Source organism: Telluria sp. AZSoR62, from assembly GCF_058111565.1.
Map to the genome: position 1 here is coordinate 266,965 of NZ_JBYTST010000005.1, position 15,276 is coordinate 282,240.

Genomic DNA, 15,276 nt, shown 5'->3' on the forward strand with positions numbered 1-15,276 from the left:
TCAGACCGCAGCTTCGGCCGGCCAGCGCCGGCGCCAGGGGCGCAGGACGTGGCGCACGGGGTTGAGCTGGGTGCCGACCTCGTCTTCGCCGAGCAGTCCGCGCCGCTTCAAGTGGCGCAAGGCGGCTTGTACGGCCGACTTGGACAGCCCTGTTTTTACGGCGATTGTTTGCAGGCTGGCCGGCACCGCGTCGCGGCCCAGGGCTTGCGCGCTATACAAAAGATGAAGATAGACGACGAAAGCGGCCGGACGGCGGTCGTGCCCGACCAGGTCGGGCATCAGGACCTCGAACACATAGGCGTCGAGCGGAGACTGGCGGGTAGTCATGAATACTATAGTGATGAAAAATACGGGTCAGCGCGAGTCTGCCACGATAATGGAGGCGATGACAACAACGGTAGGCCACCCATGATCACCCAACTGAAATTCGTCAGCATCCCGGTCTCCGACCAGGACCGCGCCCTCGCCTTCTACACCGAACAGCTCGGCTTCGACATCGCGACCGACCAGCCCATGGGCCCGGGCAAGCGCTGGATCGAGCTGCGCATCGGCAGCTCCGGCACCCGCGTCGTGCTGTTCACGCCGGATGGCCAGGAAGACCGGATCGGCAGCTTCTTCAATGGCTCCTTCGCCTGCGACAACGTCGAGGCGACCTACCGCCAGCTCAGCGGGCGCGGCGTCGAGTTCGTCGATCCGCCGACCACCCAGCCCTGGGGTTCGTATGCGAAGTTCCGCGACCCGGACGGGAATACCTTCGTGCTGTCGTCTTCCTGATACGCGCCCCCAAGCGCCATGCATAAAATGCCGCCACCAAGGCGGCATTGCCGTTTCTGGCGGCGGATTTTGTGGTTTGACGCAGGCGGCAACGGCAGCAGGATGGTATCGTTGCCCGGATTACACTCCTTGCCATGAGCCGCCGTGAAACGCAAAGCCCTGTACTACCTCATCTTCACCGTTGCCGCAGCCGGCGCCGCCGCCGGCAGCTGGATCGTCAGCCTCCAGTCCCCGTCTTCGCCGGCGCCTGCCGCGGCCAGCAAGCCTGCACTGGACACCAGCGCCATCGCGGCCGACATGCAGGCGATGCTGGCTGCCTACCGCAAGATCATCGTGCTGACCCAGGATGAAGCGGGGCTGACGCCGGAGCAGCGGGCCCAGGCCAACCGGGTCGGGCAGGAGCTGTTCCACGAGAACCAGGCGCGGGTCGGCAAGGTCGACGCTGCGCTGGCCCAGCTGGTCGCGTCGAACAATCCGGCCCGCTTCGACGCCCTGTCTAGCTTGCTCGATTACGTGGAATCGGGCGAGGGCCTGTATGACGCGGACCGCCTGGCCTTCCGCGAGCTGATGCAGTCGCTGCTGGCGCAGGTGGCCAGGGATTCGTCGCTGCCGGCAATCAAGCTGCACAAGCGCATTTCGGAAGACCTGGATACGCTGGCGGAAATCGAGCGCAATTACGAGAAGGAGATCCGCGCGGTGTTCGGGCGTTTCGAATCGCGGGCGATCAATCTCAAGCGCGAGAAATGGGAAAGCTATGTCGCCTACCTGAAGACCCTGTACCAGCGCGAACGCATCCTGAAAGATTACGGCTTCGTGGCGCCCTACCCGGCCAAGCCGGAAACGCCATCGACGGCATCGCAGGCCAAGCCGGAAGATGGCGAAATCTTCGGCAGGACACTGCCGAAGAAGACCGTGGTGCTCACTTTTGATGACGGTCCGCACCGCCGCTACAGCGAAGAGATCGCGGCCATCCTCAAGCAGTACAACGCGCCCGCGATCTTCTTCAGCGTGGGACGCAATATCGGTGCGCTCGATGCGCAGGGCAAGGCCAAGTTGAATAGCGGCGCGGACGTGATGCGCCGGCTGAAGCAGTCGGGCTATGTGCTGGCCAACCACAGCTTTTCGCATGCGCAGTTGTCAAAGAAATCGGGCGAAGGCTTGCGGGCGGAAATCATGAATACGGATACCCTGCTCAAGGCGGTCGACCCGCAGCGCTCCAGCCTGTTCCGCTTTCCCTACGGCGCGCGCAACCGCGAAGGCATGCAGGCGCTGGAAGCGGCACACCTGAAGTCGGTGATGTGGAATATCGATTCGCTCGACTGGGCCGACCCGGTGCCCTCCTCCATCGCAGACCGCGTCCTGCGCACCGTCGACAAGGAAGGCCGCGGCATCATCCTGTTCCACGACATCCGCGAGCGCACCGTGAAGGCGCTGCCGGCCATCCTCGACCGGCTGGTGGCGGACGGCTACCAGTTCGCAGGCTGGGATGGCGAATCCTTCAAGGTATCCGGCGCCACCGCGCCGGCTCCGGTGCAGCGCTCGGCGGCGGCGGGCTACGCCAATTCGTGGGCCATCGTGGTCGGGATCGACAAGTACCAGAAATGGCCGCAGCTCCAGTATGCGGTGCGCGACGCGGAAGGCGTGAGCCAGATGCTGGTGCAGAAGTTCGGGTTTGCGCCCGAACGCGTGATCACGCTCAAGAACGAAGCGGCGACCCGCACCGGCATCCTGGCCGCTTTCCACGACAAGCTCGCGCACGGCAACCTGCAGCCAAACGACCGCATCTTCGTCTTCTTCGCCGGGCATGGCGCCACGCGCAAGCTCAGCTCCGGGCGCGACCTGGGCTATATCGTCCCGGTCGATGCCGACCCGAACAACCTGGCGACCGACGCCATTCCGATGACGGAAATCCAGAACATCGCGGAAAGCCTGCCAGCCAAGCATGCGCTATTCGTGATGGACGCCTGCTACAGCGGCCTGGGCCTGACGCGCGGCGCGGCCAATGCTTCCTTCCTACGCGATAACGCCAAGCGCCTGGGACGCCAGATGCTCACGGCCGGCGGTGCCGACCAACTGGTGTCCGATGGCGGGCCGAACGGGCACTCGGTGTTTACCTGGACGCTGCTGCAGGGGCTGGGCGGCAAGGCGGACCTGAATGGCGACAGCCTGATCACCGGTACCGAGCTGGCGGCCTATGTGGCGCCGGCGGTGTCGAGCGTGTCGCAGCAGACGCCGGCCTTCGGCAGCCTGCCGGGCTCGGAAGGCGGCGAGTTCGTGTTCGAACTGCCGGAGGAAAGCGAGTTCCTCAATACCGGCACGGCCCAGCTGTCGAACGATGCGATTGCGCTCAACACCAAGCTCGACGCGCAGGCTTCGGCGCCGGCTGCGACGGTGGTGGTCAAGGATTTGCAGGGTGGCGAGACGCGGATTACGGCGCCGGCGGCGGTGCCTGGGTCGCAGCGCCAGCAGGCGCAGCGGGCCAACGACCAGGGGCTGCTGTTGTACAAGGAGAAGCAGTATGCGCAGGCGGAGGCGCAGTTCACCGAAGCGCTCAAGCTGCGGCCGAACTTCGCGCTGGCGGCGAACAACCTGGGCTTCGTGTTCTACAAGCAGGACAAGTATGCCGAGGCGGCGCGCTGGTTCGAGAATGCGGTGAAGATGGACCCGTCGCGGGCGATCGCGTACCGGAACCTGGGCGACGCGCATGCGCGGGCTGGCGACAAGGCGAAAGCCAAGGCAGCGTACAAGACCTATGCCGAGCTGGCGCCCGGCGGGGCCGGGGCGGAGTATGCGAAGCAGCAGATGGAGAAGCTGTAAGCGCGCGGAATGTGTAGGATGGGCGGGTTTTCCCGCCCACGCGGTCAAGCCACGGTAATGCTGCCCGCGCTGTTCAACGGCTGACGATCACCGCGTGGGCAAGAAACTTGCCCACCCTACGAAAAGCGCTTATGCCGATTCTTTCAGCTGATCCAGGATCGCCGGATTCTCCAGCGTCGACACATCCTGGGTGATCGCCTCGCCCTTGGCCAGCACCCGCAGCAGGCGGCGCATGATCTTGCCGGAGCGGGTCTTCGGCAGGTTGTCGCCGAAGCGGATTTCCTTCGGCTTGGCGATCGGGCCGATTTCCTTGCCGACCCAGTTGCGCAGGTCGGCGGCCAGCTTCTTGGCATCCTCGCCGCTCGGGCGCGCCTGTTTCAGCACCACGAAGGCGCAGATCGACTCGCCCGTGGTCTCGTCCGGCTTGCCCACCACCGCGGCTTCCGCCACCAGCGGATGGCCCACCAGGGCCGATTCGATTTCCATCGTGCCCATGCGGTGGCCCGAGACGTTCAGCACGTCGTCGATGCGGCCGGTGATGGTGAAGTAAGCGGTGTCCTTGTTGCGGATCGCGCCGTCGCCGGCCAGGTAGTATTTGCCGCCGAGTTCTTCGGGGAAGTAGCTGGTGCGGAAGCGCTCCGGGTTGTTCCAGATGGTGCGGATCATCGACGGCCACGGACGCTTGACCACCAGGATGCCGCCCTGCCCGTTCGGCACGTCGGCGCCGGATTCGTCCACGATCGCGGTCATGATGCCCGGCAGCGGCAGCGTGCACGAGCCCGGCACCAGCGGCGTCGCTCCCGGCAGCGGGGTGATCATGTGGCCGCCGGTTTCGGTCTGCCAGAAGGTGTCGACGATCGGGCAGCGCTCTTCGCCGACGTTCTTGTAATACCACATCCAGGCTTCCGGATTGATCGGCTCGCCGACCGAACCGAGCAGGCGCAGGCTGGCCCGGTCGAAGTTCTTCGGGTGCACCTTCTCGTCGACATCCGAGGCCTTGATGAGCGAACGGATCGCGGTCGGGGCGGTGTAGAAGATCGAGACCTTGTGCTTGGCGATGGTTTCCCAGAACCGGCCGGCGTGCGGATAGGTCGGCACGCCTTCGAACACGATTTCGGTTGCGCCGACGGCCAGCGGGCCGTAGGCGATATAGGTGTGGCCGGTGACCCAGCCGATGTCGGCCGTGCACCAGAACACATCGTCGGGCTTGATGTCGAAGGTCCACTTCATGGTCAGCGCCGCCCACAGCAGGAAGCCGCCGGTGGAGTGCTGGACGCCTTTCGGCGTGCCGGTGGAGCCCGAGGTGTAGAGGATGAACAGCGGGTGTTCGGCGTCGACCCATTCCGGCTCGCATTGGGCGCTCTGGTTGTCGACCAGGTCGTGCAGCCAGATGTCGCGGCCTTCCTGGAAGGCGATGTTGCCGCCGGTGCGCTTGTAGACGATGACGTCGCGGATGGTGGTGATGCCGCCCAGCGCCAGCGCCTCGTCGACAATGGCCTTCAATGGCAGCGACTTACCGCCGCGCAGTTGTTCGTCGGCGGTGATGACGGCCACGGCGCCGGCGTCGATGATGCGTTCCTGCAGCGACTTGGCCGAGAAGCCGCCGAACACCACCGAGTGGGTGGCGCCGATGCGGGCGCAGGCCTGCATGGCGGCCACGCCTTCGAGCGACATCGACATGTAGATGATGACGCGGTCGCCCTTCTTGATGCCGCGCGACTTCAGGCCGTTGGCGAACTTGCAGACGCGCTCGTGCAGCTCGCGGTAGCTGGCGCGGGTGACCGCGCCGTCGTCCGCCTCGAAGATGATGGCGGTCTTGTCGGCGTTGCCATTGGTCAGATTGCGGTCGAGACAGTTATACGAGGCATTGAGCTGGCCGTCGCCGAACCATTGATAGAAAGGCGCATTCGATTCGTCCAGCGTCCTGGTAAATGGCTTGTGCCAGTCGATGTTCTCGCGGGCCAGACGCGCCCAGAAACCTTCGTAATCGCTCGCGGCCTCGGCACAGAGCTTTTCGTAGGCTTGCATGCCGGAGATCGTCGCCTTGGCTGCGAACTCGGCTGGCGGCTGGAAGACGCGGTTCTCCTGCAAGGTGAATTCTTCGTGGGTGATCTCGTTCTCGGCCATGCTAGTCTCCTCGTTGGTTTTTACCGGACACCTTAGGTCGGCTCGCTTACTCTGCCCTTACATAGGCGGCAGCCGCGACTTCTTCTGGAATGCCATTCTACCAACGGTGTCGTAATCAGGCGATGGAACCCGCAGCGGTGCGCGGGCGGGTGTAAAATGCTCGGCTGTATTTGCCCAGCATCCCAGGAGTCGACACCCCGATGGCCCAGATTATCCCGCCGAACGAATTTAAAAAGCTCACCCCGCTGAACAGCCTGATTTTCGCCAGCCGCTGGCTGCAGTTGCCCTTGTACCTGGGCCTGATCCTGGCCCAATGCGTCTACGTATTCCACTTCTGGGTCGAACTGAAAGACCTGATCGGCGCGGCCATGGGCAACACGGCGTCGCTTGCCCACATTCTCGATGCCGTCACCGTGCCGGGCGCGCCGCGCCCCATCAAGCTGACCGAAACCACCATCATGCTGGTCGTGCTGGGCTTGATCGACGTGGTGATGATCTCGAACCTGTTGATCATGGTGATCATCGGCGGCTACGAAACCTTCGTCTCGCGCATGCACCTGGAGGGCCACCCGGACCAGCCGGAATGGCTGTCGCACGTGAACGCCTCGGTGCTGAAAACCAAGCTGGCGATGGCGATCATCGGCATTTCGTCGATTCACTTGCTCAAGACATTCATCAATGCGGCCAACTACCCGAATACGGACACCATCATGTGGCAGACCGTCATTCATTGCGCCTTCCTGGTGTCTGCGATTGCCATCGCCTACACCGACCGCATCGTCATGACCACGCACGCCAAACACTAATTACCCCTGATCGAGAACTTCCATGACCACCGTTATCACCCAAAGCGACCTCATCGAATCGGTCGCGGCAGCCCTCCAGTACATCAGCTACTACCATCCGGCCGACTATATCCAGCATCTGGCGCGCGCGTATGAGACCGAGCAAAGTCCGGCGGCGAAGGACGCCATCGCGCAGATCCTGACGAACTCGCGCATGTGCGCGGAAGGCAAGCGCCCGATCTGCCAGGACACCGGCATCGTCAACGTGTTCCTCAAGATCGGCATGGGGGTGCGCTTCGAGGGCTTCACCGGCACCGTCACCGACGCCGTCAACGAAGGCGTGCGCCGTGCCTACGCGTTCGAAGACAACAAGCTGCGCGCCTCGATCGTGGCCGATCCTCACTTCGAGCGCAAGAACACCAAGGACAACACCCCGGCCGTCGTGCACATGGAACTGGTCGAGGGCGACACCGTCGACGTGAAAGTCGCGGCCAAGGGCGGCGGCTCCGAGAACAAGACCAAGTTCGTCATGCTCAACCCATCCGACTCGCTGGTGGACTGGGTCATGAAGACCGTGCCGCTGATGGGCGCCGGCTGGTGCCCGCCCGGCATGCTGGGCATCGGCATCGGCGGCACCGCCGAGAAGGCGATGCTGATGGCGAAAGAGTCGCTGATGGAAGACATCGACATGTACGAGCTCAAGCTGCGCGGCCCTCGGAACAAGACGGAAGAACTGCGTATCGAGCTGTGCGACAAGATCAACGCGCTGGGCATCGGCGCGCAAGGCCTGGGCGGCCTGACCACCGTGCTCGACGTGAAGATCAACATGTACCCGACCCACGCGGCCTCCAAGCCGGTGGCGATGATCCCGAACTGCGCCGCCACCCGCCACGCCCACTTCGTGCTGGACGGCTCCGGCCCGGCCTACATCGAACCGCCGGCGCTGTCGACCTGGCCCGACGTGCAGTGGATGCCGGACACGCAGAAGTCCAAGCGCGTCGACCTGAACACGCTCACCAAGGACGAAGTCGCGTCGTGGACGCCGGGCCAGACCCTCTTGCTTAACGGCAAGATGCTGACCGGCCGCGATGCCGCGCACAAGCGCATCCAGGACATGCTGGCCAAGGGCGAGCCGCTGCCGGTGGACTTCACCAACCGCGTGATCTACTACGTCGGCCCGGTCGACCCGGTGGGCAGCGAAGTCGTCGGTCCGGCAGGCCCGACCACCGCGACCCGCATGGACAAGTTCACCGACATGATGCTGGAAAAGACCGGCCTGATCTCGATGATCGGCAAGGCCGAGCGCGGCCCGATGGCGATCGAGTCGATCCAGAAGCACAAGTCGGCCTACCTGATGGCGGTCGGCGGCTCGGCCTACCTGGTGTCGAAGGCGATCAAGTCCGCGAAAGTCGTCGGTTTCGAGGACCTGGGCATGGAAGCGATCTACGAGTTCGACGTCACCGACATGCCGGTCACCGTGGCGGTGGATTCGACCGGCACCTCGGTGCACAACACCGGCCCGAAGGAATGGGCCGCCAAGATCGAGTCGCTCAAGGGCATTCCCGTCAACGCGCTGTGATGGACCCGCGGGCCTGCGCAAGCTTGCCCGCATCCTGGCCATGACCACCCCTTCCCTCTTCCCTGACGCCCCGGTCGGCATCTTCGACTCGGGCGTCGGCGGCCTCTCGGTGCTGCGCCATGTCCAGGCGCAGCTGCCGCACGAGCATCTCCTGTATTTCGCCGACACCGCCTTCGCGCCCTATGGCGACAAGCCCGAGCAGGTCGTCATCGAGCGCGTGCTCGCCGTCGCCGGCTACCTGGTGGCGCAGGGCGTCAAGGCGCTGGTCGTCGCGTGCAACACCGCCACCGTGGCGGCGGTGCGCGTGCTGCGCGGACAGTATCCAAACATGCCCATCGTCGGCGTCGAGCCGGGCCTGAAACCGGGCGCGGCGGCCACCCGCAATGGCCTGGTGGGCGTGCTCGCCACGGAACGCACTTTGTCCGGCGAAAAATTCCTGCTGCTGCGCGACCAGATCCACGAAGCCACGGGCGCGCGTTTCCTGCTGCAGCCCTGCGTCGGGCTGGCCGACCAGATCGAATTCGGCGAGCGCGACTCGCAGGCGCTCGAGGCGATGCTGGAGCGCTTCATCGCGCCGCTGCTGGCGCAAGGAGCCGATACCCTCGTGCTCGGCTGCACGCATTACCCGCTGGTGCAGGCGTCGATCGAGGCGGTGATCCTGCGCCATACGGAGAACCAGGTGGCGCTGATCGACACCGGCGACGCCGTGGCGCGCCAGCTTGCGCGCCTGCTGGGCACGGCCGGGCTGCTGCGTGCGGCAGCAAGCCAGCCTGCGCGCCTGGACGGATTTACCAGCGCCAGCGCGGTGGCCTTGAGCGCCGCCTTCACCACCCTGCTGGGGCAGGATCCGCCGGTGCACGAGGCCGAGATCGCCTTCCACGCCCCCGGCTCAGCCACACCGCACATTTAGATTTGCCAGTTCGCGAAGTTGTTTGTATAATCTTGTTCTGTCGCGGAAACAGCGCGATGGATGCAAGTCAGTGGTGGCTGTAGCTCAGTTGGTAGAGTCCAGGATTGTGATTCCTGTTGTCGTGGGTTCGAGCCCCATCAGCCACCCCAAGAATTCGGCAGTAAAACAAAGGCTTACTCAGCGATATGCGAGTAAGCCTTTTGTTTTTGCGCGCACGGTTTTCATGGCCGGCAATCAGATTGCGAACTGGAAAGCTTCCCAGACTTCGGGTACAGTCGTGCTCGCAATACACGCGCAGCTCCCGTCCACGTTGCCCAGCCGCCCATGAAACTCAACGCCCGCTTCTTCCTCTGGCTCGCCCTCGTCTTCCTTATCACCAATCTCCTCCACGAGTCGGCCCATTGGCTGATGGGCGCAGCCTTTGGTTTCGACATGCAGTTCGGGCTCAACATCGTGCGCTACCTGTCGCCTGCCCTGCCATGGCAGCGCGCGATGGCCGATATCGCCGGTCCCGCCGTGACCATTGTCCAGGCACTGCTCGCCTATGCCATCGTCAGGCGCAGCCGGTCGTCGACCGCTTTTGCCTTCCTGTATGCCGCCGCCTTCATGCGCATGGTGGCCGGCCTGGTCAGCGTGATGCATCCGAACGACGAAGCGCGCGTGAGCATGTTCCTGGGATGGGGCAAATGGACCTTGCCGGTGCTGGTGGCGGCGGGATTGATCACGCTGGCCATCAAGGGCAGCCGGCGTCTCGGCCTGGGCTGGAAAGACCAGCTTGCCTGCTATGTGGTGGCGTCGCTTGCCGTGTCCGCCATCGTCGGACTGGATCGCTTCGTTCTTTGATTCGAGGCAGCCCGGAAATGCAAAAAACCCGCCAATTGGCGGGTTCTTGTTATCGCTACGGCCTCGCCCATGCTATCTGCGTGGTGCGCGCCGCTTATTCCGCCCTGGCCTCGCCCACGCTATCTGCGTGGTGCGCGCCATATTGGGCGAAATAACATAATCAGGCTAGCTAATTAAATTGCGCGGATATTGCCGGCTTTTTCGCCTTTAGGTCCGGTCGAACGCTCGAACGAAACACGCTGGTTTTCGGCCAGGCTCTTGAAGCCTTCCGACTGGATGTCGCCGAAGTGGGCGAACAGGTCGCCACCGCCTGCGTCAGGCGTGATGAAGCCGAAGCCTTTGGAATCGTTGAACCATTTTACGGTGCCGGTTTGAGTAGTCATGTTTAATTTCCTTTAAGTTTGCATGGGCAAAAACGCCCGAGGCGCACAGACAACCAAGAGGGGGTGCAACAGGAGGAAATCAAACGGGACCGCCGAATGGCGAACAGGAGAGAAAGACCAACAATAACAACGACTTGATGTAGTGCAGGACAGAAGATACAGGGCTTTCGCCGATTCACCTAATTGTTTCGCTTTTTATTTCAGAGAGTGCACATTCTGCCTGGCTGCACGCTCGATACGTTCACCGTTAACCCTTCCATAAGCTGGCGACGGCGCGCCCTGCTCGACATTTCGACCTGCGATGGCTATTCTTCGGACTTCCAGCAATCCGGCGCCGCCAGCGGCCACCCCGATGACCCCAAGCGAGCAGGCCCCAACTCCGATTACCCACCTGCGCGCGAAGAAGCGCCCGGCGGTGCGCTACGCCATCCTGGTGCTGGTCCTGTTCTGCACCTTGCTGGTGGCGGCGCAGGCCTGGAGCGCCTGGAGCGCGCGCCAGAGCCGGTTGGCGGAGACGACTGCTGCGACCTCGAACATGGCGGGCGCGCTGGCGGCGCAGGCCGAAAGCACGATCCGGATCGTCGACACCGTCTTGTCCAGCGTGGTCGAGCAGGTCGAGCACGAGGGATTGTCGCCCGACTCGGCCGAGCGGCTGCGCGGCCACATGCGCAGCATGGTGGCCAGCACCAAGGAGCTGCACGGCCTGTTCGTGTATGGTCCGGACGGCGCCAGGCTGGTGAGCTCGCTAGGCCAACCCTTCACCGGCAGCAATGCCGACCGCGAATATATCCGGTACCACCGCGACAGCCAGGATCGCAGCCTGCACATCGGCCCGCCGATCCGCAGCCGCTCGACCGGGAAGTGGGTGCTGCCGATCTCGCGCCGGCTCAACCGGCCCGACGGCAGTTTCGCCGGGGTCGCGCTGGGCGCCATCCAGGTCGATTTCTTTGCCGACCTGTACGACCGTTTCGATGTGGGACAGGAAGGGGTGATCTTGCTGGCGCTCGACAACGGCATCGTCATCTACCGCCGTCCTTTCCTGGAAACGCTGATCCGCCAGGACGTCTCGGGCGGCCCCATCTTCCAGACCTACCGGAAGCAGGGACCGGTCGGCAGCGCCATGCTGCGCTCGCGGGTCGACGGCGTGGAGCGCCTGTACAGCTACCGGCATCTGGGCAGCCTGCCGCTGCTGGTGGCCACGGCCCAGGCCAAGGAAGAGATCCTGTCCGAATGGCAGCAATCGACCCTCTTGATGACAGGCGGGACCATCCTGGTGGTGCTGCTGCTGGTGGGCGTCGGGACGCGCCTGGTGCGCCAGATCATGATCCGCGACCAGCTCGAAGGCGAGTTGGTGCTTGCAAAGGAGCATCTGCAGGAGCGCAACCGGGAACTGACCGTGCTGGCCACGCGGGACGGGCTGACCGGCATTGCCAACCGCCGCCATTTCGAGGATGTCCTGCTGCTCGAGCTGGCCCGCGCTTCGCGTACCGGGGCGGCCTTGTCGCTCGTGCTGATCGACGTCGATTACTTCAAGAAATATAACGACCGCTATGGCCACGTGGTTGGCGACGCTTGCCTGCGCCAGGTGGCGGGCGTGCTGCGCGAAGGGCTGGCGCGGCCGACCGACCTGGTGGCGCGCTACGGTGGCGAAGAATTTGCCGTCGTGCTGCCGGGAACCGGGGCGATCGGCGCGCGCTACGTGGCCGAGCGCCTGCGGCTGGCCGTCCTCGATCTGGGCATTGTCCATCCGGACAATCCGGCCGGCACCGCCACCATCAGTGCCGGGGCGGCGACCTTCCATGCGGCGCCCGGCGAAGGCATCGAGCCCGACGTATTCGTGACCCGGGCCGACGCCCTGCTCTACCGCGCCAAGGACACCGGGCGCAACCGCGTGTGCAGCGACCTCGACGACGTCGAGTCGAGTGACGCGCCTTCGTTCTCCATATAAAAAAAGCCGCCTGCGGTGCAGGCGGCTTCTTCACTTCTCAAGCCTTAATAGCGGTTCGGGTTGTTCGGGCGGGCATCGTCGCGGTTGCGGACGCCGTCGCCGTCGCGGTCACGGTCGTAGCCGTTGCGCACGCCATCGCCGTCGCGGTCGCGGCGGGCGACGCGCTCGCCACGCTGCCAGCCGCCGCGCTCGAGGTACCAGCCGTTACGGTCCTGGCGCCACACGGGCTGGGCATAGACATAGCCGTTGCGCGAGCGTTCCCAGTGGCCGCGCTCCCAGACGTGGCGTCGGCCGTTCCAGGCCCAGTAGCCAGGAACCCAGTCGTAGCCGCGGCGTGCGGCCGGGATGGCTTCATTGCGCATCGCCGGCGGCGCCTTCTGGACGATGATGACTTCGGTGCGGCCTTGTGCCTGGGCCTGGACCGGTGCGAAGGCGGCGGTGCTGATCAGGACAGCTGCAGTAGCGGCAAGAATGCTCTTCATGGTGCTTCTCCTTCTCGGTTGTGTTGGATCTACTATAGCCAGCCTCAACCGCGCACGGGAGAAATGATAGATATTCTTACAATCGATACATGAGGCCATGAACTTGTAACGGCGAGTGTAATTACCTAACGGACACATCCACTAAAAAAACAGCCGGCGCATGGCCGGCTGATTTTTTTACGAATGGCAAAAAAGCGGATTAGTCCAGCTTCCAAGCGTAGTCGACCTTGGTCCAGGTAGCGGCTGGTGCGCCGTCCTTGGTGCCCGGCTTGAATTTGCACGACGACAGGCCTTTGAGGGCTGCCTTGTCCAGGTTCTTGAAACCGCTCGACTTTTCCAGCTTCGATTCGTTGACGGTGCCGTCAGCGCCGACCAGGAAGGATGCCGAGGTGGTGCCCTGCTCTTCGTTCATCAGCGAGGCTTTCGGGTATTCGACCGAGCACTTCTTCGGGTCGAACGAGGCCGGCACTTCAGCGGCGAAGGTGGCGCCGGTTGCGGCGGCGAGGGTCATTGCTGCGATCAGCTTCATGGTCAGGTTTTTCATATAATTTTCCAGTAAGGTTTTATCAAGGTTGGCAGTCTTACCTGCTTGCCGGCCGGGGCCGGCGCTTCGTCTCTCTTAGAATTCTTCCCACTCGTCGTTGCCGGCGGTGGTTGCTGCTTTCTTTGGCCTGGCGGCCGGTGCAGGAGCGTCTTGCGGCGCTGCTGCGGGTTTCTTCACGGCCGGCTTCTTCAGGGCCGGGGCCGGGCGCTTGGCTGCTGCCGGACGTACCGCCACGGCGGTGCTGGTGGCGGCCGGCGCCGGTGCGGCGGCCTGCTGCTGCTCGCCTTCGGTCAGCTTGAAGATGCTGACGACGCGGGTCAGTTCGCTTGCCTGGTCCTGCATGCTCTGCGCGGCGGCAGCGGCTTCCTCGACCAGGGCCGCATTCTGCTGGGTCATGCTGTCCATCTCGATGATCGACAGGTTCACCTGTTCGATACCGGCGCTCTGCTCGGCGCTGGCGTTGGCGATCTCGCTCATGATGTCGGTCACGCGCTTGACGCTCGCCACCACTTCGTCCATCGTCACGCCGGCCTGGCCGACCAGCTTGCTGCCGCGTTCGACCTTCTCGACGGAGTCGCCGATCAGGGTCTTGATTTCTTTCGCTGCCGCAGCAGAACGCTGGGCCAGGTTGCGCACTTCGGACGCCACCACCGCGAAGCCGCGGCCCTGTTCACCGGCACGGGCTGCTTCCACAGCGGCGTTCAGCGCCAGGATGTTGGTCTGGAAGGCGATGCCGTCGATCACGCCGATGATGTCGGCGATCTTGCTGGCCGAGGTGTTGATCTCGCCCATCGTGCCCACCACCTGCGACACCACTTCGCCACCCTTCAGTGCCACGTTCGAAGCGGTTGCCGCCAGGGCATTGGCTTCACGGGCATTGTCGGCGTTCTGCTTGACGGTCGAGGTCAGTTCTTCCATTGCCGAGGCGGTCTTTTCCAGCGAGCTGGCCTGCAGTTCGGTACGCGAGGACAGGTCGATGTTACCGGCGGCGATTTCACGCGAGGCGGTGCCGATGGTCTCGGTACCGCGGCGCACTTGCTCGACGATGCCGACCAGGCTGTTACGCATTTCTTTCATTTCCACCAGCAGGCTGCCGCGGTCCGACGCATCGGTCTCGATGGCGATCGACAGGTCGCCATGGGCGATGCTGCTGGCGATGCTGGCGGTGTAGGCTGGCTCGCCGCCGAGCTGCTGGCGCAGGCTGCGGCTGATCACCCAGGCTGCGGCAACGCCCATGGCAACGGCGGTCAGCAGCATGACGATCATGAAATTGCGGGCATTGGCGAAGGCGCTCTTGGCATCGGCCGCGGCTTGCGCATTCTGCTTTTCTTCAAACGCGGCCAGCTGGTCCAGCGCTTCGGTCCACTTCTTCTGCACCGGACGCACTTCGCGGATCATGACGCGGGTGGCGTCCATGGCGTTATTGGCCAGGTACAGCTCCGATGCCTTGGCAATGGCCGGCATGGCGGCGCCTTCGAATTCCTTGACCTTGGCCAGCAGCGCAATCTCATTAGCGCTGGCATGGCCGGCGAAGATCGCCGACAGCTTTTTCTGGGCTTCTTCGTACTTGCGGGTCTGTTCCTTGAACTTGACCATTTCCGGTTCCATGTCGGCCGGGTCGGTCATCAGGGTCAGCACGCGCAGCGCAGCGACGCGCTCGCCGACGTTGTTGCGCATGTCGGTCACGAGGGCGGTCGAGACGTTGTTGACGCTGACGACCTGGTCGAGGCGGTCCTGGATCTGCGACATGCGCAGGATGCCCACACCCGTGACGGCGATCAGCAACACCAGCACCAGCGCAAAGCCCAGTGCGAGGCGGGTACCGACCTTCAAGTTATTCAAAAAAGCCATTCGTGTTCTTCCCTGTTTGTGTGATCGAATTCGCGCGGATCGCTGCGCCGTGCGACGCGTCATGTGCGCTCTACAAACGCCACATGTTTCCGACAGGATAAATCAAAAATTCTGGCCGGCAACTTGAAATCGAAAAGCTGCCACCTCTTTGTTTCGGCTCAACAACAGAATTGATATTGATCAATGTACTGGGAGCGAGAGAAATTATGCGATTACTCTTGCCGTTCGGCAAG

General features: G+C 63.7%; 13 protein-coding genes and 1 tRNA gene. 8 read left to right on the top strand and 6 right to left on the bottom strand.

The genetic code is table 11. From position 1 onward, the window contains the following. Positions 1-327 carry a helix-turn-helix domain-containing protein gene (locus AC3XQU_RS10705; RefSeq protein ID WP_489874137.1) on the bottom strand — a complete coding sequence of 109 codons (327 nt, stop codon included), beginning with the start codon at positions 325-327 and terminating at the stop codon, positions 1-3. An 81-nt stretch (positions 328-408) separates the two neighbouring features. Here AC3XQU_RS10705 and AC3XQU_RS10710 point away from each other — a divergent pair, with 81 nt between their 5' ends. Together AC3XQU_RS10710 and AC3XQU_RS10715 are read left to right on the top strand one after the other, a co-directional pair. Beyond that, a complete protein-coding gene (locus AC3XQU_RS10710; RefSeq protein ID WP_489874138.1) occupies positions 409-774 on the top strand; it encodes a VOC family protein in 366 nt (121 codons plus the stop codon). A 144-nt stretch (positions 775-918) separates the two neighbouring features. Further along, on the top strand, positions 919-3,591 hold the full coding sequence (locus tag AC3XQU_RS10715) for a polysaccharide deacetylase family protein (RefSeq protein ID WP_489874139.1): 2,673 nt from the start codon (positions 919-921) through the stop codon (positions 3,589-3,591). 129 nt (positions 3,592-3,720) lie between these two features. Here the strand turns inward: AC3XQU_RS10715 and acs are convergent, their stop codons facing one another. Further along, on the bottom strand, positions 3,721-5,718 hold the full coding sequence (gene acs, locus AC3XQU_RS10720; protein WP_489874140.1) for an acetate--CoA ligase: 1,998 nt from the start codon (positions 5,716-5,718) through the stop codon (positions 3,721-3,723). A gap of 200 nt (positions 5,719-5,918) precedes the next feature. Here acs and AC3XQU_RS10725 point away from each other — a divergent pair, with 200 nt between their 5' ends. The 5 genes from AC3XQU_RS10725 (at position 5,919) to AC3XQU_RS10745 (ending at position 9,835) form a co-directional block, all read left to right on the top strand. Beyond that, the gene (locus AC3XQU_RS10725) at positions 5,919-6,524 is read left to right on the top strand and encodes a TIGR00645 family protein (protein WP_489874141.1); all 606 of its coding nucleotides are present in this window, start codon (positions 5,919-5,921) and stop codon (positions 6,522-6,524) included. Between the two features lie 22 nt (positions 6,525-6,546). Next, entirely contained in the window at positions 6,547-8,082 is a 1,536-nt protein-coding gene (locus AC3XQU_RS10730; protein WP_489874142.1) for a fumarate hydratase, read from the top strand. A 40-nt stretch (positions 8,083-8,122) separates the two neighbouring features. Next, positions 8,123-8,992: a glutamate racemase gene (murI, locus tag AC3XQU_RS10735; RefSeq protein WP_489874143.1), complete on the top strand. Its 870-nt coding sequence runs from the start codon at positions 8,123-8,125 to the stop codon at positions 8,990-8,992. Positions 8,993-9,065: 73 nt separating this feature from the next. Next, positions 9,066-9,141: transfer RNA gene (locus AC3XQU_RS10740), tRNA-His, on the top strand. Between the two features lie 175 nt (positions 9,142-9,316). Next, positions 9,317-9,835: a hypothetical protein gene (locus AC3XQU_RS10745; RefSeq protein WP_489874144.1), complete on the top strand. Its 519-nt coding sequence runs from the start codon at positions 9,317-9,319 to the stop codon at positions 9,833-9,835. Positions 9,836-10,008: 173 nt separating this feature from the next. On the opposite strand, the gene AC3XQU_RS10750 is transcribed toward AC3XQU_RS10745, so the two are convergent. After that, a complete protein-coding gene (locus AC3XQU_RS10750) occupies positions 10,009-10,218 on the bottom strand; it encodes a cold-shock protein (RefSeq protein WP_171085897.1) in 210 nt (69 codons plus the stop codon). Positions 10,219-10,519: 301 nt separating this feature from the next. Between AC3XQU_RS10750 and AC3XQU_RS10755 the strand changes: the two genes are divergently transcribed. Continuing rightward, entirely contained in the window at positions 10,520-12,166 is a 1,647-nt protein-coding gene (locus AC3XQU_RS10755; protein ID WP_489874145.1) for a sensor domain-containing diguanylate cyclase, read from the top strand. Positions 12,167-12,210: 44 nt separating this feature from the next. On the opposite strand, the gene AC3XQU_RS10760 is transcribed toward AC3XQU_RS10755, so the two are convergent. The 3 genes from AC3XQU_RS10760 to AC3XQU_RS10770 all read right to left on the bottom strand — a co-directional run bounded on the left by AC3XQU_RS10760 (position 12,211) and on the right by AC3XQU_RS10770 (position 15,043). Next, entirely contained in the window at positions 12,211-12,648 is a 438-nt protein-coding gene (locus tag AC3XQU_RS10760; RefSeq protein WP_489874146.1) for a YXWGXW repeat-containing protein, read from the bottom strand. A 199-nt stretch (positions 12,649-12,847) separates the two neighbouring features. Then, on the bottom strand, positions 12,848-13,192 hold the full coding sequence (locus tag AC3XQU_RS10765) for an energy transducer TonB (protein ID WP_489874147.1): 345 nt from the start codon (positions 13,190-13,192) through the stop codon (positions 12,848-12,850). 75 nt (positions 13,193-13,267) lie between these two features. Then, the gene (locus tag AC3XQU_RS10770) at positions 13,268-15,043 is read right to left on the bottom strand and encodes a methyl-accepting chemotaxis protein (protein ID WP_489874148.1); all 1,776 of its coding nucleotides are present in this window, start codon (positions 15,041-15,043) and stop codon (positions 13,268-13,270) included. Between the last annotated feature and the right edge of the window lie 233 nt (positions 15,044-15,276).